Source organism: Halobacillus amylolyticus, assembly GCF_022921115.1.
Classification (GTDB): Bacteria; Bacillota; Bacilli; order Bacillales; family Halobacillaceae; genus Halobacillus_A; species Halobacillus_A amylolyticus.
This window is the reverse complement of record NZ_CP095075.1, coordinates 1000235-1025932: the sequence shown is the minus strand read 5'-3', so window position 1 is coordinate 1025932 and position 25698 is coordinate 1000235. Positions and strand designations below refer to the sequence as shown.

The following is a 25698-nucleotide window of genomic DNA, read 5'->3' as shown; positions in this document are numbered from 1 at the left end:
TTGGAGGTGACACCAACTATGTTAGCAACAATGGAAATTGTCGATGTATTAGACTATTCCGAATCTATTGGCAAAATGGTAATGGAATCAGAAGTGATGCAAAATTATCAACAAGCCAAACAAGATCTGGAATCTGATGCTGACGCTCAAAAATTAATCCGCGATTTTAATAATATGAAAGAGCAATATGAAGATGTGCAACGTTTTGGTCGCTATCACCCTGATTACAATAATATAATGAAGAGTGTACGTGGGGTTAAGCGTGAAATGGACATGCATGAAACAGTGGCTCACTATAAAAAGGCTGAGCGGGAAGTTCAAAAGCTCTTGGACGAAATTAGCCAAAGTGTTGCTTTTAGCGTGAGTGAGCAGATTAAGGTACCAAGAAATGGTATGGTGTTTACTGATTCAGGCTGTGGCTGCGGTTCTGGCGGAGGTTGTGGCTGTGCTTCATAAGCCTGCTAATTAACATAATTATTTACTGGGTACGTAAAAACGTGCATCAGTACACATAGAACGCCTGTTTCTTGCGTAAAGATATATGTGCAAGGGGACAGGCGTTTTCTTTATATTTTCCAAGTGAGTTTCTATAAATATCTTGTGGTTTGATTGAAGAACATGAAATTTTTTGGTAAAATCATCATAAATACTAAACGAAGTAGGGAATCTTATGAGGGTAAAAAGACAAGGAATCATCGTATATTTTCAACATATGAAAAATATCCGTCAAATTAAGAAGCACGGTCATTTAATTCATGCTTCAAAAAAGCAAAAATATGCCCTCCTATATGTGGATCAGGAGGACACGGAGTTTAAAATGGAGAAACTCGAACGTATGCCGTTTGTTTCCCGGGTCATTCTATCACACAAACCCGATATTAGAACGGATTATGAAAATGCCAAACCGGATAAAGCAAAGCAGTATGATTATAAGATGGGGATTTGATAGGCGTTCGCCATACTGCGAACGTCTATTTTTTAAAATGCGCACTCGACGTCTATTATGAGAGTGGAGGAATAAATTTGTTCGTTCTAAGGATACCGATTAAATATTGATAATACAACTCGGTTTCGGGGAAGGCATTTGAAGGTTTAACCGTGAATTCATTCACTTTCTTCTCACTGCTTTCCACCATCTCCTTGAAAAGTTCAAAACGTTGGTTCGGCCTTTCATGCGGGTTAGGGATCCCTTCTCTGCATAGATAGATTGGTTGAAACTTTTGCTCAGGGGTAGGTTTCATAATGAGTGCGAGAGAGGCAACTGGACGATTTGACTTTTCACTGTAAAAAGCAATCGCGTGTTGTATTCGATCAGGCATTTGCCGGCCTAATTCAGTAAGTTCGTAAATATCCGCATACCCTTCTCCGAGTTCAATAAATTTTTGGATCAATTTGCATCGTCCCTTTCCATTGTTCTATTCATTACTCTAGCACGGAACAGGGAGCGATGAAAAGTTTTCTTGAATAAAAAAATAGGGCTGTCCTACTTGGGACAGCCCTTCTTTTTGCTTCTATATGGAAACAAAAAGCAAAGGGAGAGGAGAAACCGGAAGAAGGACCTATGGGGAATTAAGCCTTCTCCGTTTTCAGAAGCAGAATTCCTGCTTCACAAATCAGTATCACCACTTCTCTTTTAAATTATACGAAAATCTTAGTATTTATTTTTAAACAGGTAGCTCATGTGAAACGTTTCCTGCTCCTATCTATTTGTGGTAGGATAGTTGTGAATGCGGATGAGAGAGGTGGCAAGTTATGAGGGTAATTGCAGGCGTACATAAGGGAAGACAGCTTAAACCTGTACCTAATCATAGAACGAGACCTACTACAGATAAGGTAAAGGAGTCATTGTTTCAAATCATTGGGCCTTTCTTTGATGGTGGACAAGTGTTAGATCTATTTGCAGGAAGCGGTGGTCTAGGCATTGAATCACTAAGCCGCGGCACTGAGCACAGTGTGTTTGTTGATCAGCAGCAAAAGGCCGTACAGGTTATTCACGAGAATCTTGATGCTCTTAAGTTAAGGGATCGGGCTGAAGTTTTCAGAACGGACGCATTTCGTGCGATTAAAGCGGCTGGAAAGAGAGGGCTTTCTTTTCAATACATATTTTTAGATCCCCTTATAAAAAATTTTCTTATAAGGAATTAATGGAAGCGCTGTTAAATGAAGCGCTCATTGCAGATGGCGGGATCGTTGTTTGTGAGCATGATGCATCAGAGGATATTCCCGAACAAGTAGGGAATCTTAAGCAAATAAAATCCGAGAAGTATGGAAGCAATATAGGTGTTTCTATTTTTCGAACTGAGGTGACAATATGACAAGGTTAGCGATTTGTCCAGGCAGCTTTGATCCCGTTACATACGGACATTTAGATATTATTCAACGCGGAGCGAAAGTTTTCGACCATGTGACAGTAGCGGTATTCAATAATCAAAGCAAAGCCCCGTTGTTTAATGTGAATGAGCGTGTGGCTCTGTTAGAAGAAGTAACGAAGGACTTGCCCAACGTTTCCGTCGATGGTTGTGATGGACTCCTAATGGATTATGCTGAGGAAAAGGGTGCCCAAGCTATTATTCGTGGATTGAGAGCAGTCAGTGACTTTGAATATGAGATGCAAATCACTTCGATGAATCGGAAGCTTAATGAAGAAATCGAAACATTTTTTATGATGACGAATAATCAGTATTCGTTCCTGAGTTCGAGCATTGTCAAAGAGGTGGCTAAATACCGAGCTAATATAGCGGATTTAGTTCCACCGCCAGTTGAGGAAGCGTTACGAGATAAATATAAATAATTAAGGCAGCTGCATGGCATGCAGCTGCCTTTTCTATGTTCTGCTTGAATAGGCGCCAGTGACATGTAAGCGGTTCGTCATTAGAAACGATCTACCGGGGCGATTTTGTTTTCAACAACAAATACATAGTATAGGCAAGCATGAAAAAGGTGAAAGGTGGACCATAATAGTCTAGAAATGAAAAAAGGACGCTCTCCTGAGTGTGGCTGCCAGTCCAAGCATCAACAGAGCTTTTACTAATATCGAGGAATTGATAAAAAATGAAGATGAGAATGGCTGCAAAAGTTCCTTGTGCAATCCTTGACCAAAAATAAGGGGCGAAACGTATATCGGTATCCGATAGAACACTCGCGATTTGTGCTTGGATAGATAAACCATGAAATCCAAGAATAAAGCTGACGAAAACAAGCTGTGTCAATAAGGGAGTGTGAGTATCTGTTAATGCGTTAATCCCTGTCGTTATTTCAAATAATCCTGCGGTGAGAGGGATTTGATAGACTTCCTGGATGCCGACTAGTGTAAATAGAATTGAAAATAACTGAATCGCTTCTGTTTGTTTGAGAAGCTCTGTAAGCACAGAGAATAACATAATGAATCCGCCTACTAGTAATAGTGTTTGTACTGAACGTACAACAGCATCACCGAGCAGCTGACCAAATGAACGTTCATCATTCATCCTTGTATAGTGGATCAGCTTAAGTGCTTCCAATATAGACTTTGTTTGAGCTTTGGCTGATGGCGGCTCCTCTCTGTATCGGTAAAATCTCATCCCAAGACCTACCAATAAATTACCTCCATAATGGGCAGCAGCGATGAAAAGACCTAATGCGGGGTCGGCAAAGAATCCAACGGCAACAACCCCAATAAGGAAGAGCGGACTAGAAGCGTTTGAAAATGAAACGAGGCGTTCAGCTTCAATTTGCGTAATATGCCCATTTTCTCGCAAATCCCTTGTCCACTTTGCACCGGCAGGATAACCACTAACCATACCCATCACCCAAACAAATCCACCCGTCCCTGGTACATTAAACAATGGGCGCATGAACCGTTCGCAAAGAGCGCCCACACCGTGAACGACACCGAAACCAAATAGCAATTCCGCAATAATGAAGAAGGGAAGTAAAGACGGAAAGACTTTAGTCGCCCACAAGTCCAGTCCTCGTAAGCTTGCGGTTAAGGCAGCCCCTGGAAAGAGAATGAGTGCAAATGTAAAAAAGAGCAATAAGAGAGTGAAAGCGGCCGTTGTTAATTTAGCAATATCAATCACACCTTTACACAGTCGTTTTCTGTACTTCTAAAATCATCCATAGTAAAATGGGGGTAGATTTTAAAGCGTAATGGTTGTCCCCTCTTATATGTACGCTCATAAGTGGCGTAGATATACCATAAAATAGAATCAATCGATTGTTTGGCAAGGGAGAGATGTCGTGTGCCGCATCCTAAAATAGGGCTGGCTCTTGGCTCAGGAGGTGCTCGAGGCTTTGCGCATTTAGGAGTACTTAAAGTATTGAGCGATCATGGAGTGCCTATAAGTATGATTGCAGGAAGCAGTATGGGGGCTCTCGTTGGTTCATTTTATGCAGCGGGACAACGGATTGAAGACTTATATAAATTAGCCTTCACGTTCAAACGGAAGTATTACCTTGATTTTACTGTTCCGAAAATGGGTTTCATTCAGGGACGAAGAATTAAGGAGTATATCCGTTTGTTTACGTTTGGTAAATCAATTGAAGAATTTAACTTGCCCATCTCGATTATTGCTACAGATTTATCGGCTGGTAAAAAGAAAGTATTTCAAAGCGGACCTGCGAGTGATGCTGTAAGAGCAAGTATTGCGATCCCGGGGATATTTGTTCCTGAGAAGATTGATAACCGTTTGTATATTGACGGAGGTGTGATTGATCGAGTACCTGTTTCTGTCGTAAAACAAATGGGGGCTGATATCGTTATTGCTGTTGACTGCTCTCATTTCGATGCGGACCCAAACATCCACTCTATATATGATGTCATTATCCAAAGCATCGATATTATGCAAGATGAGCTTACTACTGCGATGGGGATCTCCTCAGATGCAGATATTATGATTCGTCCAAATGTAACGACATATAGTTCTCGCGCTTTTACAAATAGTAAGGAAATCATTGAAGCAGGGGAAGCAGCAGCCCTATTACAGATGGACGCAATAAAACAGAAGATTGCCAACTGGAAGGAGACATCATAGTATGAAAGCCAATAAACGGATTATAATAACGGGAATTATTACAATTTTAATTGTTGCTTTTTTAGGGGCCTACCGTTTACCTTATTATATTTATAAACCGGGGAATGCGGACGCGTTAGATCCTTTTGTTGAAGTAACAAATAACTATCCAAGTGAAGGAGATATGCATTTGGTTACCGTCAGGGGCGGACAGGCCACACCTATTCAATGGCTTATGGCGAAAGTAAGGCCATTTCAACAGATCCATCCACTAGATGAAATCAGGCCAGAAGGAATATCTGAAGAAGAGTATTTTCATGCCCAGCTAAGAATGATGGAATCTTCTCAAGAAGCTGCAAAGGTTGTTGCCTATGAAGCAGCAGGAGAAGATATTGATATTAATTATGAAGGCGTTTATGTCGTGAATGTCCTTAAAGGTATGCCTGCTGCAGACCAGCTTAAAGCTGGTGATGAGATCATTAAAGTAGATGGTGAAAAAATTAATGAATCGACTGAACTTGTGAATTATGTGGGTGGGTTTGATGAAGGAGAATCGGTTTCCCTGACGGTTAAAAGAGCTGGGGAAACGCTCAAGAAGGAAATTGAACTTGCCACATTTCCTGATAATCCAGATAAAGCAGGGGTAGGAATATCACTTGTAACGGACCGTACAGTTGAGGTAGATCCGCCAGTAACGGTTAAGAGCGGTGAAATTGGCGGTCCAAGTGCGGGATTAATGTTCTCACTTGAAATATATGATCAATTAACAAAGAAAGATTTTACAAAAGGCTATCAAATAGCCGGTACTGGTGAAATCAATTATCAAGGTCAGGTAGGAAGAATCGGCGGGATAGATAAAAAGGTCGTAGCAGCTGATCAAGATGGTGTTGATATCTTTTTTGCACCAAATGAAGGTGGAAGGGAAGGCTCCAATTATGAAGTAGCTAAAAAAGCAGCAGAAGAGATAGGGACAGATATGAAAATTGTTCCTGTTGATACCTTTCAAGATGCATTGGATTATTTAAAAGAGTTGGAACCAAAGGAATAAGTAAAAGGAGTGCTGAAAAGTTAAAACAGCTCACTTTTGGTGGAGAAAAATTGAATGAACAAGTGTAATAGCATACCAAAGCGTATTGTGATTGGTATGCTATTTTTTGCTTGTATATCAATGTAACATTATTTTTAACATCAGAAATTGTGCTATGTTTTTTTATTGCTAAATTGCAGTCTAGTTGTTTCTTCTCGTATGGGTTCCGTTATAAAAGGCAGAAAGGGGGTGGGGAAACGACTCGCTTTCCGCGGGCAAGTGCCGAGCCTCCTCAGCTCGTTCCTCGCCTGCGGGGTCTCGCCGTTTCCCCTCCCCCTTATGATTATTAAGGTGAACGGAACCACTTGTAATAGTAGCCAATCCCGCATGTATTGGTACACATTTTCACGCCTACATCCTTAACGTTTAGCTTAAGTTCTTAGTGTGATGCGCACGATTATAGTAGTCATGGCTGATAACATGTACTCTCGCTACTAGTAGCCGTTCCCTTGACCCGTATCTCTGTTTCTATAACATGATTCTGTTCCTAACCTTTATTTCAGATAACGGCTTTTTAATTCAATAATCAAATTCCCATTATCCCTGCAACAACAGTGACTCCACTTCTACTATTTCCATAAACGGACCCTTATTCTCTTTAAGTTTATTGACCTAACAATCAAATATAAGGTATTCAAAAACCGCTTGGATAAGTTACCTTTCCAGGCGGTTTTGTTTGTTCAGTCAAGTGTTAAAATATGTGTTAAGAACACCGCTAAACTATATGCTGCTCGTTATATGATTTGATGTTTTCTCCACGGTCAGTGAGCTGCTAAGAAAATGTTGGCCCTCCCTTTATGTTATGTTATTGCTGACTAAGGGTTTACGCTTATATACGTACGGGTGAGCCATACTCCTTTGACATACATTCCACCCTTTGTTGAGCAGGGAGGGCACTATAGTAGGCTGCTACGGATCTTTCTTCCATGTCGAGAACAGGATGAGACCATTGCTGGGGCTGTGTAAGCAATGGAACATTCATCCGCTTTTTTTGTACATTCAAATAGCTTTGTCCGGTTTTGTTCATACCAAGCACACGGACATAGGCAGTCCCTTCATGTAACCAATGCCGTGCCTCTTCTTTAGTAAGCCCAGTTAGAATATGAACACATGTACGCTGTAAACGTGTCCATGTGTATCTTTTGGTTTTAACGTTTTCGATTAACTGGTGAAAACTCGTTGCTTTTTTAATGGCGTTCTTAAAACGATGTTCTAACCCTTCATCCACACCATGAATAAGCTGTAATTGTTCAGCCGGTGTTGTCAAGATCTTGTACTGCAATAAAGAAAAGTAATGTTCCCAGTGATGCCAGACCTTATTTTTTTGATAATATTCGTTTAGGCCATCTAATGTAGGTAAAGGAATGGCATCAAGAGCTTTCTCGGTCATTTCGCCGTGGGCAAGCAGTTCTTTACGAATACTTGTGGCACTTGCGATTGAGCCGTCCATATGTTGGTCGTGGTATTGACTCCCCGTTCTTTCAATGGTGAATGGTGTGACATGCCTATGATGATCAAGGATTTGTTTTATGTAGCTATACCCAAGAATATTATTTGGTTGTCCAAGATCAATAGAGGCAATTCCAATATCCTCGTAAGCAAATCGAGCCGCTTCAGGATACGAAAGACCTTCATCCAAATGTTTGCGCAAGTTGTTATTAAACACCTCACCATGAGCTGTGAGCGTTTCGTGAGCTTTTATAAATGGTGTAATCGCGCCATTTTCACTTCCGAAACATATCGCGTCAACCCCAGCATTAGATAAGGTTTGTACAGCACCTCGACTAAAGTAATCGCTATGTTGGACGGCGAATAAATAAGGAAGTTCCAAGACTAAGTCCACTCCTGATTGAAGAGCAGCTCGTGTCCTCTGCCATTTATCAATAATGGCGGGTTCCCCTCTTTGTAGGAAATTCCCACTCATTACAGCAACCATACAGTCTGCCTGGGCCGTTTCCCTGCTTTGCTCGATATGATAGGCATGACCATTATGGAAGGGATTATACTCTACAATAACTCCACAAGATTTCATCGTATGAAAGTCCTCCTTCGTTTAATACTAGAACATAACAGAACTATTGAATGAATGCTGTTTTTATTTTATCATGAAGAAGTGGAAATAACCGAAGATGAACGAGAAAAGTATATCTTAAACCAAAATAGAAATAAGCGTCATTGTGAAAGGGTGTAAAGAAAAAATATTGACAAATAGCCTAAATCCTTTTACAATAACTCTTGTTGCCATGAGGTGATAACTATGAAATTTCCTCTACAAAAACTTAATCAAGCAGGCGATGAGCCGTTTGTATTTGAAGATGATGTAGATATTCGCGAATTAGAGAATATGAATAACGACATTCGCAGGATTCCTCCTGTTCATGTACAGGGTCAAGCGAGAAGACGCGGTGATGATATTTCAGTAACATTTTCCATTGAAGGTGAAATGGTTTTGCCTTGTGCAAGAACATTAGTCGATGTGGACTATCCTTTTCATATCGAGGCAAGGGAGGAATTTAATCTTTCGCCGTATTATGAAAAGGAAGATGACAGTGAGATTCATCCAATAAGTGGAGAAATGCTTGACTTAACGCCCTATATCAAGGAAAATGTAATATTAGAGGTTCCGACTCGGGTATTTTCAGATGATGAAGAGGCACATGATCAAGCTCTTACGGAAGGTAAGGGTTGGCAGGTGGTTACAGAGGAACCGGAGGAAAAGAAAGTGGATCCTCGAATGGCTAAGCTGCAATCATTATTGAATGAAGAAGAAAATAACGAATAAGAAAATCATCACGGTTTTCTCGGTCGTAAATAAAAGGAGGTGTACAACATGGCAGTACCTAAGCGTAAAACATCCAAAAAGGTTAAAAACCAACGTCGTACTCACAAAAAACTACACATACCTGGTATGGTAGAATGCCAGAACTGTGGCGAGTACTCAAAACCACACCATGTTTGCAAATCTTGTGGACAATATAACGGAAAACAAGTAGTTGAACAGTAGAAATTGTTTATGAGAGGGCCTGATTTTTTTCAGGCTCTTTTTTTACGTTTAATCGGGATGGCAAATGCGTTCTTGAAAAATTCTAAGCAAGGGGAGCTTCACATGGGACAAGTGATTCTATCAGTTAGTGACAGGGGATATGCCCATATTGTACTAAATCGCCCAGAAAAAATGAATGCGATTACACAAAAGGTGATTTCAGAACTACGCGATGCCTTAAAACAAGCACGTGCAATAGAAAATTTAAAATGCCTGGTCATAAGCGGTGCAGGGGACAGAGCATTTTGTGCCGGAGGAGATTTACAAGAATTCCACGGTGAACTAACGAAGGAAGAGGCTTACCGAATGCTTTCACCAATGAAAGATGCTCTTTACGAACTGGCGTGTTTTCCTCTACCGACATTCGCCTTTCTAAATGGGCAGGCAAGAGGTGGTGGGTGTGAGATTGCGACTGCTTGTGATTTTCGCTATGGATTGGCTGATAGCTCCTATGGGTTTGTCCAAGGGCAGCTTGGGATACTGCCTGGATGGGGCGGTGGTGTGTTGTTATATAAAAAGATCGCAGCACATTTCGCGGCTCACTGGCTAATGGATGCCCGCATGTATGGGACAGAAGAAGTGAGTCGAATGGGGTGGTTACATAAAGTGGTTAGCAAGCAACAACTGGCAGGAGAAGAACTTTTACAGCCATTTTTAGAAAAGTCTCAAGAGCAACTTCGTTTATTTAAAAAACAATATAGTGAACATCTATCTATTGAGGGGTTATTACAGCAAATGGACGAGGAAGTTCAACAATGTTCCGGATTGTGGGAGTCAGAGGCACATGTTCAGGCAGTTAGAAGGTTTACTTCGTCTAGAAAAAAGTCATAAATACGATTCTATCAACCTTTCCTCTTGCATAACTATAAGCAAACGATAGAGGAGGGATCAAATGGACGCCCCAAGACAAGATGCCTGGAAGGACGAGGAAGATGTACTTCTAGCTAGGACCGTGCTGCGCCATATTCAGGATGGAAAAACACAGCTAGAAGCTTTTCAAGAAGTCGCTGAGCAGCTTAAACGTACACCAGCAGCATGTGGGTTTCGGTGGAATGCCACAGTTAGAAAGAGCTATCAGAAAGATATCCGTGAGGCGAAGCAGAATAGAAAGTCGAGATCTGTGCTGGCGCAAGCCTCATTACAAAAAGATACTCCTATCTCACTTGATGATGCGATTTCTTTTCTAAAGGAGATGAAAACGAACCAGTACTCGACACAAGATCACGAGCAGTTGCAAAGTCAGTTGCACAAGCTCAATGAAGATAATGTAAAGTTAAAAGATCAATTAAAGCAGCTTGAGGAAGCATGGAATGAGATGGATAAGTTAGTAACCTTTGTAAAGAGGAATCGCCATCAAACATACACATAAACGAAAAAAGGCCCTACATAGATACTGTAGCGGCCTTGTTTGTTCTTACATATCGTTTTTTAGACTTCCCTTTCTTCAACACCTGACGGCAACCAAATCAGAGGGTTCTCGCCAAGATCGCGCCCGACATCATAGTGAGCCTTTTGGAAGCTCATCTTCTCCCAGAACGAATGGGATTTAATTCTTGGATTTGTCTTTATAGGCAAGTTAAAACTTTTCGCAAAGTCTACCAATGCTTTTCCGTAGCCTTGGTTACGGTGGTCTGGAAGCACTTCCAATTTCCAAAGTTCTAAATAGTCTTGAGGAGGGAGGAAGTAATTGTCATATTTAGCCTGAACACGGTATAGGCTCATTCGGGCCACTAAAGCGTTCCCAAAATAGACGCCAAAAAAAGGTGACTCACTGTCATTCTCCACTATGTTGCTCTCTAAATCTTCGAGCATCGTTAACTCTTGATTGCCATATTCCTTGAAACGCTTAAATTCTTCCAATGTTTTATAATTAACTAATAATGGCTGAACACTTGTTTTCGTCATCATAATGTAACCCCTTTCAATAATCTGTATCTAACCTTAATTATAATATAAAAATTTTCAGAATGAAATGAATAAATACTGCCATTCGATTCTTATCCAACATCGGAGCGTTTTAATTGTCCCACCGACCTATATTGAAAATATTCTTCAGTTTTTCAGTGGCCTCCCCTTTTCGGTGGGAATTTTGCTACAATAGGAAAAAAGATGCTGGAGCGAAATGGGGGACATTTATGAATGTGGGGATCATTGGCGGCGGAGCTATTGGTTTGCTCATCGCAGCACACTTAGATGAAGAGCATGAAGTATCACTTTATGTGCGAAGGGAAGAGCAACGAAATAAATTGGTGGAGAATGGTATAAGTTGCAGTTCGTTACCAAACAAAGCCACACCAGCTATTCACTTATTTACTGAACAAAAAGAAGAACATGATTTAGTTATCATTACTGTAAAACAGCACCATGTCAGTACAGTTATTGACCATTTAAAGTCAGAAGCTCCGTTGCTTTTCCTGCAAAATGGAATGACCCACTTGGATACTTTACAGAGAATTCCAAACCCCTGTTTAGTAGGAGTAGTGGAGCATGGTGCTATCAAGGATAATGACTCAACGATCCGTCACACAGGCAGAGGTCACATACAGCTGGCCACACATCACGGTATTAAAAGCGTCTCGGACTGGGCCGAACAGTTATCTACTGAGAAATTTCCCTTGGCCTCGAAAGACGATTACTACACAATGCTTGCTAAAAAGTTAGTCGCGAACACTGTGATCAACCCTCTAACTGCGCTTTTTCAAGTGAAAAATAAAATGATCATTGAGAACCCCTCTATTCATTTATTAGCAAAAAAAATTTGTATGGAAGCATGTCAAGCTCTTGATTTATCCTTCCCCGAAGAGTGGGAGCATGTGATTTCGGTTGCTGCGAATACAGGGGATAATCAATCATCCATGCTTAGGGATATTATGGCAGGAAGAGAGACAGAGGTGGACGCTATTTGCGGTTTTGTCTCCCTGCTGCCAAATACAGAATCCCCCCATCATGAGTTTGTTACGGAGGCGATCCATGCACTAGAATCTCAATATCATAAGGGAGAAACTTTATGACAGACGTATTCATTTATATTGTTGCCTCGTTAGTTACTGTACCAGTATTGTTCTTATTTATTAGTTATTTTTTTGCAATGAAATGGCATCGCTTAAAGAAAAAGGCAGTCCGGCAAAGCACACAATCTACTGTGCCATTTTTAGTTTTAGCTATTCATATTTTGTTACTCGTTTTATTTGAGGAGAACTTTTTATCATGGATTTTAATCTTTTTACTGGTCATTTTAAGCCTATCTATCGTTATCCAATATAAAATCTATGAAGAAATCCAACTTAGGCGGGCATTCAAAGGCTTTCTGAGGATTAGTTTTCTGCTGCTTATGATGGTGTATATGGGGCTGACAGTATACGGATTAGTGGATAGGCTGTTCCTATGAGAAACAGATTAGGTGAACTCTTCGGCGCTTTTTTGTACAATACATAAGGGTACATATCAACCTAAGCATAGAAGGAGAAGTTCATAAATGCGAATCGATCCCGTCAATTTAAAACAAAAGAATGTTTTAGTAGATGATTATTTAAATGACTTTACAAAAGTGGAAAATAAATTTGAATACAACCCTTATGATGAAGAAACAATCAAAGAACGTGCGACCTTTTTAAAGCAGCAAACCTATAATCGTGATGGCCTTGTAGAGGCGCTTACAAAAATGAACGATCATTGGGGGGCCCCTGAACAAACGTTCACAATGATAGATAAGCTTAAAGACCAAACGACATCTGCTGTCGTTGCCGGGCAGCAAGCCGGATTGCTCACAGGTCCTTTATATACGGTCCACAAAATTATCTCTGTTATCCAGTTGGCTAAGCAGCAGGAGGAACATTTGGGAACAGCTGTCGTCCCCGTATTTTGGATTGCAGGAGAAGATCATGATTTTGCTGAAATTAATCATGTTATGATGAAGAGTCAACAACGGATGAAGAAGATCCAGCTTCAATCGAATCTTGACCAGAAATCGTCTGTCTCAGATTTGCCTTTCGATCGGGAAGCGGTAGCAAGTTGGCTGAAAAGGGTTTTTGCCGAAGTAAAAGAAACAGAGATCACCCGTGACTTTTATCAAACTATAGTTAAAATAGTCGATACTTCTGAGAGTTACAGTGAATTTTTTGCGCGCATGATTTATCAACTATTTAATGAAGAGGGACTAATCATTGTTGACGCCCATCATAGAGATATTCGTTTACTTGAATCTAATCATTTTCAAATGTTGATCGAAGAGAATGCTGCCATCTCAAAAGGAGTGTATGCTGCACTGCAAAAGAATCGGCAGCAAGGCTACCCTGTTCCGCTCGACAGTGAGCCAGGTGATGCTCATTTATTTTATCATCATAATGAAGAACGTATTTTACTATCAAAAAATGAAGATGGAAGTTATAGCGGGAAGAGGGACGAAGTGCAATTGACTGAGGCAGAGCTGCTTCAAGTAGCAAAGGAGAAACCATGGCAGCTTAGTAATAATGTGGTGACTAGACCGCTCATGCAAGAATTTATTTTCCCAGTGCTTGCTTTTGTTGGTGGCCCTGGTGAGATTAGCTACTGGTCAGTACTGAAGCCAGCTTTTCAAGTGGTCGGATTAGAAATGCCTCCTATTTACCCGCGCCTTTCCTTTACTCTTGTGGATCGCAAAGCGGAGGCTGCCCTTTCTAGTCTTCAGCTTGAACTTAAACAAGTTCTTGAGCATGGGACAGCAAGGGAAAAAATGAAGTGGCTCGCTGCGACGAGCAACCCTCCCATAGAGCGGTTAAGTGAACAGGTTCAACAGGAAATGGATGGGATTCACAAACCGCTCAGGGATAAGGCAGCTGAACTTGGCCCTGACATTGGGGCTCTGGCTGAGAAAAATATGGGTTATATCAATCAGATGATTGAGTTTCTAGAACAGCGTATGCTTCAATCTATTGAAGAAAAATACGAGCGGGAAATGTCTGCATTTACAGAGCTTGATGTATTGCTGCATCCAGAAGGAGGATTGCAGGAAAGAGTATGGAATGTTGTTCCGTGGATAAACACGTATGGCATTGATGTTTTCCAGCAGTTAAATAAACATCAGCTATCATTTCAGTACCCACATTATGTCGTATACGTGTAATTCCCCCCACAATCCCCCACATGGATAAAAAGATAGAAAACATCGAAAATCTTGCCTAGAGAGGCAGGATTTTTTTATTATATAAAGAATGATAAAAAAGTGAGTGGTGAAAAGTGGGGCGATGTGGTAGGATGAATTTAGAAGGTGGGGAAGAGTCTATGTTCATGGGGGAATTTCAACATAACATTGATACGAAAGGGCGGATTATCGTACCTTCTAAATTTCGTGAAGAACTTCAAGATGGCTTTGTGCTGACAAGAGGTTTGGACCAATGTTTATTTGCCTACCCTATGAATGAGTGGAAGCTGCTTGAAGAAAAGCTTAAGAAGCTTCCTTTAACAAAAAAAGATGCCCGGGCCTTCACCCGATTCTTCTTATCTGGTGCTGTGGAATGTGAAGTGGACAAGCAAGGAAGAATTAATATTCCGCCACCGCTTAGGAAGCATGCCATGCTGGATAAAGAATGTGTGGTTATCGGTGTATCCAACCGAATTGAATTTTGGAGTAAAGATCAGTGGGAAACATACTTCGAAGCATCAGAAGAATCTTTCTCAGAGATTGCGGAAAATATGTTGGATTTTGATATTGATATTTGATAGATAGAGAAACGAGTGAGTACATGTTTGAACATTATAGTGTGTTAAAAGAGGAAACAATAAAAGGGCTACATATTCAACCGAATGGTGTGTATGTTGATTGCACTTTAGGCGGAGGAGGTCATGCAGAAGAAATTGCCTCCCGACTTAATGAAGAGGGGCAGCTAATCGCTTTTGATCAAGACGAGCATGCACTCGAAGCTGCTCGCACAAGGCTTGATTCATACAAAGATCGAATCACCTTTGTACATGCGAATTTTCGTCAGCTTGAAGAAAAACTTGCGGAACTTGGCTTAGAACAAGTGGATGGGATATTGTATGACCTTGGTGTGTCAAGTCCTCAACTTGATGTGGCGGAGCGTGGGTTCAGCTATCATAATGATGCACCACTAGATATGAGAATGAATCAATCGGATGAGTTGTCAGCATGGCATGTAATCAATGAATGGCCATACGAGAGTCTTGTTCGAATTTTCTTTAAGTATGGGGAAGAAAAGTTTTCCAAACAAATTGCAAGAAAGATTGAAGCAGCTAGAGAAGTAAAGGAGATTCATACAACAAATGAGCTTGTCGAGCTGATTAAAGAGGGCATTCCTGCGCCAGCCAGAAGAAAGGGAGGACATCCTGCCAAACGAGTGTTTCAAGCCATACGAATCGCTGTCAATGACGAACTAGGTGCCTTTCAAGATACGCTCCATCAAGCAGCAAGAATGGTTAGTGTTGACGGAAGGATCGCTGTCATAACGTTTCACTCCTTAGAGGATCGCCTTTGTAAACAAGCGTTTAAAAAATGGAGTTCGAATCCCCCTTTACCTAAGAATATTCCAGTCATACCCGAGGACAAGCTGCCTCCATTTAAATTAATAACGAGAAAGCCCATTGTTGCTGAGAATAATGAGCTTGAAGACAATCGTCGCTCAAGATCAGCTAAACTGCGAGTTGTCGAGAAGGTCAAGCCATGGTCTGAAGAATTTAAATTTGAAGAAGGGTGGAAGCAAACATGAGCACAGAGAGAGTACGAGATTTACAGCAACCTGTTCAAGAACCACAAAAGAAACAACAATCCAAAGTAAAAGTACACAAAAAACAATGGATTAGTACAGGAGAGAAATTTTTATACACCGTCTTTACTGGCGCCGTTATGGCAGCTTCGATCTTTATGGTGAATTTCACTTCATCGACAGACACCCTTAATAGGAACATTCAAGAGCTTGAACAGCAAGTACAGCAACAACAATCCCATAATGAAACACTCGCCTATCAGGTGAAAGAATTAAGTAACCCTGATCGCATATTAGAGATTGCCAAAGAACATGGCTTAGACATTCAAAATGCAAAAGTGAAGCAGGCTGGCTTTCTAGAAAACTAATATAACTATAGGTGGTGTCTTTATGAAAAGTCCAAATACGCATAAAGGTGCCGCTTTGTTGATCATCCTATTTTCGATCATGTTCCTTATCATTGCTGGACGCTTCCTTTACATTGAAACAACAGCTGAAGTTGAAGGGGTTAATCTACAAGAATGGGCCGAAAACACTCGGACAACCTCTTATCAGTTAGACGCAAATCGCGGGAAAATCTATGATAAAAACGGCATGGTTTTAGCTTATGATCGCCCAACCTACCGACTGCATGCAATTGTTGATCCCTCATTCACAACCAACGAAGCGGATCCAAAACACGTTGATGATATAGAAGAAACGGCATCTAAACTGGCCCCATTGATAGATATGAACGAAGCTGAGATGGCAGAAACTATGAAAGAGGCTAAGGAAGACGGAAGGTTCCAAATAGAGTTTGGCAACAAAGGACGCGATTTATCACAAGCCAAAATGAAGGAAATAAAGGAACTCGAACTAAGCGGGATAGGATTTGATCAAGAATCTAAGCGGTATTATCCTAACGGGAAATTCGCCTCCCATATTATCGGATTTGCCCGTACAGAAGACGGTCATATTAATGGTGTAACAGGCGTTGAAAAACAAATGGAAGAGTATTTAGAAGGTGAAAAAGGCAAAATTTCATATAAACGTGATAAATATGGAACAAAACTTTTAGATCCTGAGGAAATTTTAAAGCCGCCGGATGACGGAGAAAACGTTCATTTAACGCTTGACCAGAAAATTCAAACTTTCTTAGAGGATGCCATGTCATCTGTTGAAGAACAATACAAACCTAAGAAGATCATGGCTGCAGTAATGGACCCGGATACTGGCGAGATACTCGCCATGAGTAATCGTCCAAGCTATAACCCTAATGATATTGGTGATGTTGAGAATTGGTACAATGATGTGATATCGAACCCATTTGAACCAGGCTCAACAATGAAAATGTTCACGTGGGCGGCTGCGATTGAAGAGGGTGTCTATAATGGAAAGGATAAATTTAAATCAGGCTCCTATAAAGTAGGTGAAGATTACCCGCCGATCTATGACCATAAGCCTGAAGGATGGGGCAAAATTACTTTTAATGAAGGGTTCAGACGTTCATCCAACGTTGCTGCCTCCATCTTGGCAATGGAGAAATTAGGCCCTGATAAGTTTAGAGAGTATTTATCAGCTTTCCGTTTGGATCAGAAAACAGGTATTGATCTTCCTGGAGAAGCATCCGGTAAGATTCTATACGATTATCCAATTGAAAAGGTCACCACCTCTTTTGGGCAAGGTACAACAACAACTCCTATACAGTTAATGACAGCAGCTACGTCTATCGCGAATGGCGGCAAGATCATGAAACCGTATGTGTTGTCAAAAATTACCGGAAGTGACTCAGATAAGGCGGTAAAAGTCAGTGAGCCTGAGGTCTTGGGTAAGCCTATCTCAGAGCACACAGCCAAGAAAATGAGAGATTTACTGGGCAGTGTCGTCACGGGTGAAGATGGGACAGGGGCTCCGTATAAGCTGGGGGACTATTCTGTAGCAGGTAAAACAGGGACGGCGCAAATTCCTGGACCTGACGGCGCCTACTTGACTGGAAGAGAAAACTATACCTTTTCATTCTTAGGGATGGCACCTAAAGAGGACCCAGAACTTCTGATGTATGTGGCTGTGCAGCAGCCAGAGCTTGAACCTACGGAGGCTGGTTCAGCGCCAGTATCTTATATCTTTAATACAGTCATGGAGAACAGCCTGCATTATCTGGATATCAATCCAGATAAGAGTAATGACCAACAGGTTGATGCAGATCAGTTGAAAGACGTGACTGACATGAAAACAAAAGAGGCAGTTGATACTTTGAAAAAAACTTATGACCATGTATCAGTAGTTGGAAATGGTGGAAAAGTGACAGCCACCCTGCCGAATGCAGGTACCTCCATCTTAAGTGGTCAACGAGTCATCGTCGTCACGGATCAGCCGAAGATGCCGGATATTACTGGCTGGGCGCTGCGTGATGTTCAACGCCTTGCTGAACATTTTAATTTGAAGATGGAAACAATGGGAAGTGGATATGTCGTTAAGCAAAGTATAGCCAAAGGTTCGAAATTAAAAGATGATGGTTACCTTGTGGTAGAACTTTCGCCACCACAGTAACACTAAACAAGCAGTGTTCTAATCGTTCTGTGATTGCATATAGTGATACAAGCTTACTCTATCGATTTTAAAGGAGTTATGGATATGAGAAGAGTATCACAAGTAATTGTCAGAAAGCGTTTAGTCACTGTTTTTTTAGTGGGTTTAATTATTTTTGCAACGATTGCAGGTCGCTTAGGTTACGTTCAATTTGTATTAAGTGATTTTTTAATTGCTCAAGCAGAAGAGTCGTGGGGGAGGGATATTACCTTTGAACCTGAAAGAGGTAAGATCCTGGATACAAACGGTAAGGTTTTAGTCGGTAATCAGTCCGCACCGACGGTAATGGTTGTGCCTAGACAAATAAAAAATCCTGATCAAACGGCACAAGAGCTGTCCAAGGTTCTAGATATGACTGCAGAGAAAGCCTATGATCATTTAACGAAAAATGTATCAATAGAAAAAATCAATCCTGAAGGGCGAAAAATATCGGAAGATCAGGCTGAAGCTATTCAATCACTAAATATTCCAGGTGTTTACATAGCTGAAGACTCAAAGCGCTATTACCCTCATGGTGCATTCCTTTCACATGTGCTCGGATTCAGCGGGATTGATAATCAAGGACTGCTTGGGTTAGAGGCCTATTATGATGAAAAGCTGAGCGGAGAGAAAGGGGCACTTTCCTTTTTCTCGGATGCGAAAGGGAAGCGAATGCCGGATATAGCTGATACGTACACACCACCTGTAGATGGGAAGGATTTGCGGCTAACGATCGATTATAAAGTCCAGTCGATTATTGAACGAGAGCTAGATCTAGCTGTGGCAAAATATAATCCAGATGGTGCACTAGCTATCGCGGTTGACCCGGATAATGGGAAAGTTGTGGCGATGTCATCCCGGCCTAATTTTCATCCAGCCAATTATCAAAATGTCGAAGCTTCCGTATATAATCGAAATTTACCTGTCTGGAGCACCTACGAGCCCGGTTCTACTTTTAAGATTATTACGCTGGCAGCTGCTCTTGAGGAAAATGTCGTTGATTTACACGATGACCATTTTCATGACCCTGGACACATTAAAGTCGGAGGTGCGACGCTACATTGTTGGAAGAGTGGCGGTCATGGTGAACAGACTTTTCTAGAGGTCGTGCAAAACTCATGTAACCCCGGATTCGTCAAATTAGGAGAACGGTTAGGAGAAGAGAATTTATTTGAGTACATTAACCGTTTTGGTTTTGGTCAGAAGACAGGGATCGATTTACAAGGTGAGGGAAAGGGGATTTTATTCAAACCTGAACGAGTGGGGCCTGTAGAACTTGCAACGACTGCCTTTGGCCAAGGTGTATCTGTTACACCGATTCAGCAGGTTATGGCTGTAGCTGCCGCCGTAAATGGGGGCTATTATTACGAGCCATATGTTCAGGAAGCATGGCTTGACCCTGTCGATGGTGAAGTATTACAGAAGAATGAACCCGAAATGGAAAGGCGCGTCATTTCTGAAGAGACATCAAAACAAGTAAGAAATGCCCTTGAAAGTGTTGTAGCGAAAGGAACGGGCCGAGGAGCATATGTTGATGGATATAGAATAGGGGGAAAAACCGGTACGGCACAAAAGGTCGGGCCTGATGGACAGTACATGAGCAACAATCATATCGTTTCATTTATTGGCTTTGCCCGGCAGATGATCCAGAACTTGTTGTCTACCTTGCCATTGATAACCCGAAGAACACAGTTCAATTTGGAGGTGTCGTTGCTGCTCCAATCGTCGGGAATATTATGGCGGACAGCTTACGTTCTCTGGGAGTGAAACCAAGGAAGGACGGCTTGGAAAAAGAATATGCATGGCCGGAGGAACCGCTAGTTGAAGTTCCTAATGTAACGGGAATGGAAAAAGATGAGTTAACCCAATTTTTAACAACATTAAAAATTGAAACAAATGGGAAAGGCTCAACTGTCATTACTCAAGCCCCGGAGGCAGGGGTTAAAGTTCCAAGTGGTTCTACCATTCGTGTCTATCTGGGTGAAGAATAAGTTGTCGAAATTTAGGATAGCACGGTACAGCTGTTTATATATTTGCTATAATGAATGTGAATGTGGGAAAGTTAGGATGATTAGAGTGAAAGTAACTAAATTATTAGAATTAGTTCCATTTTATAGAACAAATCAATCGATTGAATCGATAACGATATCTGGTGTCGCCATGGATTCTAGAACGGTTTCGCAAGGGGATGTATTTGTCTGTATTCGTGGAAGTGAAACAGATGGTCATGCCTATGTGGCTTCAGCCATTGACCAGGGAGCGACTGTCATCATTGCTGAAGAAGACCTGGATATTGATTTTCCAGTTATAATCGTGAATGATACAACAAAGGTTCTAGCCATGGTAGCTTCAACCTTTTATGATTATCCAACCGAAAAGATATATACGATAGGTGTTACTGGTACCAATGGCAAGACAACGATTACGTACTTGCTCGATGAAATCTTCAATCTTGAAAAACAAACGACTGCTACGATTGGCACGATCCAAATGAATATTGCAGGGGATCTGTATCCAGTAAAAAATACAACCCCTGATTCTCTTTCTTTACAAAGAAGCTTCCGAAAAATGGCTGATCGTGGTGTGGAGACAGCCATTATGGAGGTTTCTTCACATGCACTTGATCAGGGGAGGGTGTACGGATGTGATTTCGATATCGCCATTTTTACGAACTTAAGTCAGGATCATCTAGATTATCATGAAGATATGGATGATTATCTTCGTGCTAAGTCCCTATTGTTTGCCCAGCTTGGAAACGGGTATAATGTGGAGCGGACAAAATTTGCAATCATTAATATCGACTCGCCCGTTGCTGCAAAACTGATCCGTTCAACTGCAAAGCCGACCTTAACCTATGGGGTCGAAAAACAAGCAGATGTGATGGCAACGAACATTTCTCTCCATGAAAAAGGAACGTCGTTTACGATGTTAACACCTAAAGGCAGGATCGAAATAGCGAGTCCGTTAATGGGGATGTTCAGCATTTATAACATGTTGGCAGCTGCAGGAACGGCTCTTGCTTCAGGAGTGAATCTGCAAACGATCAAGCAATCTTTTGCCCAGACAGAGGGTGTACGCGGCCGGTTTGAACCTGTACTTGCTGGACAGGACTTCGGTGTGGTCGTGGACTATGCTCATACACCTGACTCTTTGGAAAATGTATTGGAGACAATGAAGGACTTTTGCCGTGGATCTATTCGAGTTGTGGTTGGCTGCGGGGGAGACCGTGATCGCTCTAAACGCTCGTTAATGGCTGATGTAGCCATGAAATATGGTGACCATATTATTTTTACATCAGACAATCCGCGCTCTGAAAGTCCAAAGCAGATATTAAATGATATGACATCACACCTTAATGGAGGATTTGATGTTGAGCTAGACAGGGATAAAGCAATAGAAACTGCGATCTCAAGCTCAAATGATGGAGATATGGTACTTATAGCTGGGAAAGGTCATGAAACTTATCAAGAAATTAACGGTGTGCGTTATGACTTTGATGATCGCGAAGTAGCAAGAGATATTTTATTGAAGGTTAAAGGGAGACGTTCGTAATGTTTACAGTAAAGGAATTAACCAAGGTCTTTCCTGAGTACAGAGGAGCAGCTAATGACTCCATTCTTATCCGTGGTATGATGACCGATACACGAAAAGAAGTGAAACAAAGTTTATTTGTCCCTATTGTAGGAGAATCTTTTGATGCGCATCAGTTTTTAACGGAGGCTATTAAACAAGGAGCAGTAGCGGCCCTTTGGCAAAAAGGTCGTTCTCTGCCAGAGGCAGTACCTACTGAATTTCCTGTGCTTTTCGTTGATGATACGACAGCTGCCCTCCAGCAGACAGCAAAGTTTTACTTAGATAAAGTTGCACCGACAGTGATCGGTGTGACCGGATCAAATGGGAAAACTACGACGAAGGATTTAACAGCATCGATCCTTCAGGTTAAGTATAAAACACATAAAACCGCAGGAAACTATAATAATCATATTGGCTTACCTCTGACGATCCTTGCGATGCCGCTCGATACGGAGGTGGCTGTACTTGAGATGGGTATGAATAAGCTCGGGGAAATTTCCCTGTTATCAAAACTTGCCCAGCCCGATCATGTGATGATTACAAATATTGGTGAGTCCCACATCGAATATCTTGGTTCCCGTGAAAACATCGCTAGAGCTAAACTGGAAATATTAGATGGTTGGAGCAAGCGTGGGCTGTTTGTATTTGATGGTGATGAGCCGTTACTTACTTCTCTTGTGTCAGGATCTTCGTCCGTATCCTGCGGTTTTTCTGAAGGAGCATCTAAACCCATTCAGCACATAGAAATGACGGACGATGACAGCTCTTTCAAATTAGATAACGTTCCCTATCATATCCCGATGTCAGGAAGGCATAACATTAAAAACGCATCATATGTTATAGCTATTGCGACTTCATTAGGTCTAACTGCAGAAGAGATTAATCGTGGATTTAATCATTTAGAAATGTCAGGGATGCGTTTTGAAAAGCATAAGGGTAAACAAGGGGCGTTGATTATCAATGATGCCTATAATGCTTCACCAACTTCAATGAAAGCCGTCATTGAAGTCGTTTGTCATTTGAAAGATAAGAAAAATAAAGTGCTTGTGCTTGGAGATATGTTTGAGTTAGGTGATCATGCAGCCGACTTACATGCAAGTGTGGCCTCTGCCATAACTGAACAAATCCATACCGTTTACACGATCGGTGAACATGCTGGCATGATTATTAAAGCACTTAAAGCTACTCATCCAGAAATAGAATCCAAGCATTTTCAAACAAAACAATCATTGAGTGATCAGCTTCAGGATAAACTAACATCAGAGACCGTTGTATTACTTAAAGCTTCGCGTGGAATGAAACTTGAAGAAATAATGAATGATTTAACGAACTGATGAGAGGCGACGGCGATCACGCTAAAGGAGGAAGAAAATGAACGACTACATACTATTTATAACCATGGCTCTATCATTCGCAGTTACCGTCGTAATATCGCCGATCATTATTCCGTTTTTAAAACGGCTTAAATTTGGCCAAAGCATTCGGGATGAAGGTCCAGAATCTCATCAAAAGAAATCAGGTACGCCTACAATGGGGGAGTCATGATTCTTGTCGCCATTACAGTCACGACATTAATCATCTCTTTTTGGTTATTGCCTGAAGCAGAGGGTGTGCAAATTTTTTTAGTTCTATTTGTGCTCTTAGGCTACGGACTTTTAGGGTTTCTTGATGACTATATTAAGGTGGCCCTTAAACGAAACCTTGGGCTTACATCTAAACAAAAAATGCTTGGACAAATTATTATTGCCATTGTTGTTTATATTATTTTACAGCAAAATGATTTTCCAACGTACATTGCTGTCCCTGGAACCTCATTTCAGCTTGAACTGGGATGGGGATATGGGCTTTTAATCTTGTTTATGCTTGTTGGCGGATCCAATGCTGTGAATCTTACCGATGGATTAGATGGGCTGCTTGCTGGTACAGCAGCCATTGCTTTTGGAGCATTTGGAATATTAGCCTGGAGCGGGGAACTAAATGTAGAGGTAGCGACCTTCTCACTTGCAGTCGTAGGATCTCTTTTAGGCTTTCTTGTATTTAATGCCCACCCTGCCAAAGTTTTCATGGGAGATACAGGATCGCTCGCTCTAGGGGAGCGATTGCCATTATTGCGATTTTAACGAAGCTTGAACTTTTGCTTGTATTAATTGGTGGAGTATTTGTCATTGAAACCCTATCCGTCATTATTCAGGTCATATCATTTAAAACAACCGGCAAGCGCGTGTTCAAAATGAGTCCGTTACACCACCATTATGAACTAAAAGGTTGGTCCGAATGGCGTGTGGTTACAACGTTTTGGGCAGTTGGTTTAGTTTTTGCGGTGCTCGGGATCTACATTGAGGTGATGTTCGGATGAGAACCTTTCAATCATTTGATTACAATAACGTATTAGTGCTAGGACTTGCGAAAAGTGGCACAGCAGCCGCTGAATTACTTTTAGATAGTGGTGTCCATGTGCGTGTCAATGACTATAAAGCAGATGAAAACAGTGAGCAGGTGAGGTCACTTAAAGCGAAGGGAGCCGAAGTGATCACAGGCGGACATCCATTACACACCCTTGATGACATCGATTTAATCGTTAAGAATCCGGGCATTCGATATGAAAATCCGATAGTTGTGGAGGGGCAAAAGCGCGGGATAGCTGTGGTGACTGAAATTGAACTCGCTGGCCGACTTCATAAAGGAGATTTAATCGGGGTAACAGGGTCAAATGGCAAAACTACGACGACAACATTAATTGATGCTTTTTTAGAAGCCGATCATAGGCCTGTTTCGATTGCAGGAAATATCGGAGAAGTGGCTTGTGAGGTTGCTCGTACAACAACAGATATGGAAACGATGGTTGTTGAATTATCGTCCTTTCAGTTGATGGGTGTCGAAACCTTTAGACCAAACATTGCGGTTTGGTTAAATTTATTCGAGGCTCATTTGGATTATCACCACTCACTAGAAAATTATTATCAAGCAAAAGCGAATATCATTAAAATGCAAACAGAAGATGATTATCTCGTATATAACGCAGATGATGATTCTATAGTATCTTTTCTTTCGACTGCGGCAGCAACGAAAATTCCTTTTTCTATTACAGAAAAAGTCGATGGAGCTTTTGCCGATGAGGAATGGGTTTACTTTAAAGGTGAAAAAGTGATCAAACGAAGCGATATTGTGCTGGTAGGTGAGCATAACCTGGCAAACATCTTAGCAGCTGTGGCAGCCGTTAAGATAAGAGGCATTTCAAACCGTGCGATCCACGAAGTCTTAACGAGTTTCGCAGGTGTTCCGCATCGTCTCGAATTCGTTACCCGCAAGCAAGGTGTTCTATTTTATAATGATTCAAAGGCGACAAATATTTTAGCGACATCCTATGCGCTCAGATCCTTTACTCAGCCAACTGTGTTATTAGCAGGGGGCTGGACCGAGGTAATGACTTTGATGGGTTAGTTCCCTATTTAACAAACGTAAAAGCCATGGTCGTTTTCGGAGAGACCCAAGACAAGCTTGCTGAGGCAGCAAAGCAGGCAAATATTGAGTATGTTTGTGCTGTGAACACAATGGATGAAGCCGTGCAGGCCGCTCACCGCCTTACACACGAAGGGGAAGTCGTTCTTTTGTCTCCTGCTTGTGCGAGCTGGGATCAATACGGTACTTTTGAAGAAAGAGGTCATATGTTTAAACAAGCTGTGCATAAGCTAAAGTAAGGGCTTATGTGACAAGCTGTTAGCCCTGTTTTCCAAATGATATGGGAGGTAGGGCTTTTTT

22 protein-coding genes and 4 pseudogenes are annotated in these 25698 nt (G+C 41.4%); 22 read left to right on the top strand and 4 right to left on the bottom strand.

All coding sequences use genetic code 11. The features are described 5' to 3' along the window. The first annotated feature begins 18 nt into the window (after nt 1-18). Nucleotides 19-456, top strand: coding sequence for a YlbF/YmcA family competence regulator (locus tag MUO15_RS05435; RefSeq protein ID WP_245034143.1), 438 nt, complete (start codon nt 19-21; stop codon nt 454-456). Between the two features lie 214 nt (nt 457-670). After that, nucleotides 671-946, top strand: coding sequence for a YlbG family protein (locus MUO15_RS05430; protein ID WP_245034141.1), 276 nt, complete (start codon nt 671-673; stop codon nt 944-946). 55 nt (nt 947-1001) lie between these two features. Here MUO15_RS05430 and MUO15_RS05425 read toward each other — a convergent pair whose 3' ends face one another. After that, complete coding sequence (locus MUO15_RS05425; RefSeq protein WP_245034139.1) at nt 1002-1391, bottom strand: DUF7147 family protein; 390 nt, start codon at nt 1389-1391, stop codon at nt 1002-1004. Nucleotides 1392-1752: 361 nt separating this feature from the next. Here MUO15_RS05425 and rsmD point away from each other — a divergent pair. Both rsmD and coaD read left to right on the top strand, forming a co-directional pair. Then, nucleotides 1753-2315, top strand: a pseudogene (gene rsmD / locus MUO15_RS05420) (16S rRNA (guanine(966)-N(2))-methyltransferase RsmD). Continuing rightward, nucleotides 2312-2791, top strand: a complete 480-nt coding sequence (coaD, locus tag MUO15_RS05415) for a pantetheine-phosphate adenylyltransferase (RefSeq protein ID WP_245034137.1) — start codon at nt 2312-2314, stop codon at nt 2789-2791. Before rsmD ends, coaD begins: the two are co-directional and overlap by 4 nt. A 91-nt stretch (nt 2792-2882) precedes the next feature. Here the strand turns inward: coaD and ylbJ are convergent, their stop codons facing one another. Next, complete coding sequence (gene ylbJ, locus MUO15_RS05410; protein WP_245034135.1) at nt 2883-4058, bottom strand: sporulation integral membrane protein YlbJ; 1176 nt, start codon at nt 4056-4058, stop codon at nt 2883-2885. A 162-nt stretch (nt 4059-4220) separates the two neighbouring features. Between ylbJ and MUO15_RS05405 the strand changes: the two genes are divergently transcribed. Together MUO15_RS05405 and MUO15_RS05400 are read left to right on the top strand one after the other, a co-directional pair. Beyond that, the gene (locus tag MUO15_RS05405) at nt 4221-5012 is read left to right on the top strand and encodes a patatin-like phospholipase family protein (RefSeq protein ID WP_245034132.1); all 792 of its coding nucleotides are present in this window, start codon (nt 4221-4223) and stop codon (nt 5010-5012) included. A 1-nt stretch (nt 5013) separates the two neighbouring features. Then, nucleotides 5014-6039, top strand: coding sequence for a SepM family pheromone-processing serine protease (locus MUO15_RS05400; protein ID WP_245034130.1), 1026 nt, complete (start codon nt 5014-5016; stop codon nt 6037-6039). 868 nt (nt 6040-6907) lie between these two features. Here the strand turns inward: MUO15_RS05400 and MUO15_RS05395 are convergent. Further along, nucleotides 6908-8110, bottom strand: a complete 1203-nt coding sequence (locus MUO15_RS05395) for a nucleotidyltransferase (protein ID WP_245034128.1) — start codon at nt 8108-8110, stop codon at nt 6908-6910. A 225-nt stretch (nt 8111-8335) separates the two neighbouring features. Here MUO15_RS05395 and MUO15_RS05390 point away from each other — a divergent pair, with 225 nt between their 5' ends. The 4 genes from MUO15_RS05390 (at nt 8336) to MUO15_RS05375 (ending at nt 10490) form a co-directional block, all read left to right on the top strand. Further along, on the top strand, nt 8336-8860 hold the full coding sequence (locus tag MUO15_RS05390; RefSeq protein WP_245034126.1) for a YceD family protein: 525 nt from the start codon (nt 8336-8338) through the stop codon (nt 8858-8860). A 48-nt stretch (nt 8861-8908) separates the two neighbouring features. After that, complete coding sequence (gene rpmF / locus MUO15_RS05385; protein ID WP_245034124.1) at nt 8909-9082, top strand: 50S ribosomal protein L32; 174 nt, start codon at nt 8909-8911, stop codon at nt 9080-9082. Between the two features lie 102 nt (nt 9083-9184). Next, the gene (locus MUO15_RS05380) at nt 9185-9952 is read left to right on the top strand and encodes an enoyl-CoA hydratase/isomerase family protein (protein ID WP_245034122.1); all 768 of its coding nucleotides are present in this window, start codon (nt 9185-9187) and stop codon (nt 9950-9952) included. A 61-nt stretch (nt 9953-10013) separates the two neighbouring features. Continuing rightward, nucleotides 10014-10490 carry an RsfA family transcriptional regulator gene (locus tag MUO15_RS05375; protein WP_245034120.1) on the top strand — a complete coding sequence of 159 codons (477 nt, stop codon included), beginning with the start codon at nt 10014-10016 and terminating at the stop codon, nt 10488-10490. A 59-nt stretch (nt 10491-10549) separates the two neighbouring features. On the opposite strand, the gene MUO15_RS05370 is transcribed toward MUO15_RS05375, so the two are convergent. Next, a complete protein-coding gene (locus MUO15_RS05370; protein ID WP_245034118.1) occupies nt 10550-11029 on the bottom strand; it encodes an N-acetyltransferase in 480 nt (159 codons plus the stop codon). 227 nt (nt 11030-11256) lie between these two features. On the opposite strand from MUO15_RS05370, the gene MUO15_RS05365 reads away from it, so the two are divergent. The 12 genes and pseudogenes from MUO15_RS05365 (at nt 11257) to murD (ending at nt 25637) form a co-directional block, all read left to right on the top strand. Beyond that, nucleotides 11257-12132 (top strand): 2-dehydropantoate 2-reductase, encoded by an 876-nt coding sequence (locus tag MUO15_RS05365; RefSeq protein ID WP_245034116.1) that lies wholly within the window; start codon nt 11257-11259, stop codon nt 12130-12132. Beyond that, nucleotides 12129-12509: a DUF3397 domain-containing protein gene (locus tag MUO15_RS05360; RefSeq protein WP_245034114.1), complete on the top strand. Its 381-nt coding sequence runs from the start codon at nt 12129-12131 to the stop codon at nt 12507-12509. The genes MUO15_RS05365 and MUO15_RS05360 overlap by 4 nt, the downstream gene beginning before the upstream one ends. An 87-nt stretch (nt 12510-12596) precedes the next feature. Further along, the gene (gene bshC / locus MUO15_RS05355; RefSeq protein WP_245034112.1) at nt 12597-14222 is read left to right on the top strand and encodes a bacillithiol biosynthesis cysteine-adding enzyme BshC; all 1626 of its coding nucleotides are present in this window, start codon (nt 12597-12599) and stop codon (nt 14220-14222) included. A 158-nt stretch (nt 14223-14380) separates the two neighbouring features. Beyond that, nucleotides 14381-14818: a division/cell wall cluster transcriptional repressor MraZ gene (gene mraZ / locus MUO15_RS05350; RefSeq protein WP_245035858.1), complete on the top strand. Its 438-nt coding sequence runs from the start codon at nt 14381-14383 to the stop codon at nt 14816-14818. A gap of 23 nt (nt 14819-14841) precedes the next feature. After that, a complete protein-coding gene (rsmH, locus tag MUO15_RS05345; protein ID WP_245034110.1) occupies nt 14842-15822 on the top strand; it encodes a 16S rRNA (cytosine(1402)-N(4))-methyltransferase RsmH in 981 nt (326 codons plus the stop codon). Next, nucleotides 15819-16187 (top strand): cell division protein FtsL, encoded by a 369-nt coding sequence (ftsL, locus tag MUO15_RS05340; protein WP_245034108.1) that lies wholly within the window; start codon nt 15819-15821, stop codon nt 16185-16187. Before rsmH ends, ftsL begins: the two co-directional genes overlap by 4 nt. A gap of 22 nt (nt 16188-16209) precedes the next feature. Next, nucleotides 16210-18348: a penicillin-binding protein gene (locus MUO15_RS05335; protein ID WP_245034106.1), complete on the top strand. Its 2139-nt coding sequence runs from the start codon at nt 16210-16212 to the stop codon at nt 18346-18348. 84 nt (nt 18349-18432) lie between these two features. Then, nucleotides 18433-20357 (top strand): annotated as a pseudogene (locus MUO15_RS05330) (stage V sporulation protein D). Nucleotides 20358-20442: 85 nt separating this feature from the next. Next, nucleotides 20443-21918: a UDP-N-acetylmuramoyl-L-alanyl-D-glutamate--2,6-diaminopimelate ligase gene (locus MUO15_RS05325; protein WP_245034104.1), complete on the top strand. Its 1476-nt coding sequence runs from the start codon at nt 20443-20445 to the stop codon at nt 21916-21918. Further along, nucleotides 21918-23273 (top strand): UDP-N-acetylmuramoyl-tripeptide--D-alanyl-D-alanine ligase, encoded by a 1356-nt coding sequence (locus MUO15_RS05320; RefSeq protein WP_245034102.1) that lies wholly within the window; start codon nt 21918-21920, stop codon nt 23271-23273. Before MUO15_RS05325 ends, MUO15_RS05320 begins: the two co-directional genes overlap by 1 nt. Nucleotides 23274-23310: 37 nt before the next feature. Then, nucleotides 23311-24295 (top strand): annotated as a pseudogene (mraY, locus tag MUO15_RS05315) (phospho-N-acetylmuramoyl-pentapeptide-transferase). Further along, a pseudogene (gene murD / locus MUO15_RS05310) lies at nt 24292-25637 on the top strand (UDP-N-acetylmuramoyl-L-alanine--D-glutamate ligase). The pseudogenes mraY and murD overlap by 4 nt, the downstream one beginning before the upstream one ends. Nucleotides 25638-25698: the final 61 nt, after the last annotated feature.

Bases quoted from the DNA above. Each gene is read 5' to 3' on its own strand.
- MUO15_RS05435 (WP_245034143.1), top strand. From the start codon at position 19: ATGTTAGCAACAATGGAAATTGTCGATGTATTAGACTATTCCGAATCT.
- MUO15_RS05430 (WP_245034141.1), top strand. From the start codon at position 671: ATGAGGGTAAAAAGACAAGGAATCATCGTATATTTTCAACATATGAAA.
- coaD (WP_245034137.1), top strand. From the start codon at position 2,312: ATGACAAGGTTAGCGATTTGTCCAGGCAGCTTTGATCCCGTTACATAC.
- MUO15_RS05400 (WP_245034130.1), top strand. From the start codon at position 5,014: ATGAAAGCCAATAAACGGATTATAATAACGGGAATTATTACAATTTTA.
- MUO15_RS05395 (WP_245034128.1), bottom strand. From the start codon at position 8,110: ATGAAATCTTGTGGAGTTATTGTAGAGTATAATCCCTTCCATAATGGT.
- MUO15_RS05390 (WP_245034126.1), top strand. From the start codon at position 8,336: ATGAAATTTCCTCTACAAAAACTTAATCAAGCAGGCGATGAGCCGTTT.
- rpmF (WP_245034124.1), top strand. From the start codon at position 8,909: ATGGCAGTACCTAAGCGTAAAACATCCAAAAAGGTTAAAAACCAACGT.
- MUO15_RS05380 (WP_245034122.1), top strand. From the start codon at position 9,185: ATGGGACAAGTGATTCTATCAGTTAGTGACAGGGGATATGCCCATATT.
- MUO15_RS05375 (WP_245034120.1), top strand. From the start codon at position 10,014: ATGGACGCCCCAAGACAAGATGCCTGGAAGGACGAGGAAGATGTACTT.
- MUO15_RS05370 (WP_245034118.1), bottom strand. From the start codon at position 11,029: ATGATGACGAAAACAAGTGTTCAGCCATTATTAGTTAATTATAAAACA.
- MUO15_RS05365 (WP_245034116.1), top strand. From the start codon at position 11,257: ATGAATGTGGGGATCATTGGCGGCGGAGCTATTGGTTTGCTCATCGCA.
- MUO15_RS05360 (WP_245034114.1), top strand. From the start codon at position 12,129: ATGACAGACGTATTCATTTATATTGTTGCCTCGTTAGTTACTGTACCA.
- bshC (WP_245034112.1), top strand. From the start codon at position 12,597: ATGCGAATCGATCCCGTCAATTTAAAACAAAAGAATGTTTTAGTAGAT.
- mraZ (WP_245035858.1), top strand. From the start codon at position 14,381: ATGTTCATGGGGGAATTTCAACATAACATTGATACGAAAGGGCGGATT.
- rsmH (WP_245034110.1), top strand. From the start codon at position 14,842: ATGTTTGAACATTATAGTGTGTTAAAAGAGGAAACAATAAAAGGGCTA.
- ftsL (WP_245034108.1), top strand. From the start codon at position 15,819: ATGAGCACAGAGAGAGTACGAGATTTACAGCAACCTGTTCAAGAACCA.
- MUO15_RS05335 (WP_245034106.1), top strand. From the start codon at position 16,210: ATGAAAAGTCCAAATACGCATAAAGGTGCCGCTTTGTTGATCATCCTA.
- MUO15_RS05320 (WP_245034102.1), top strand. From the start codon at position 21,918: ATGTTTACAGTAAAGGAATTAACCAAGGTCTTTCCTGAGTACAGAGGA.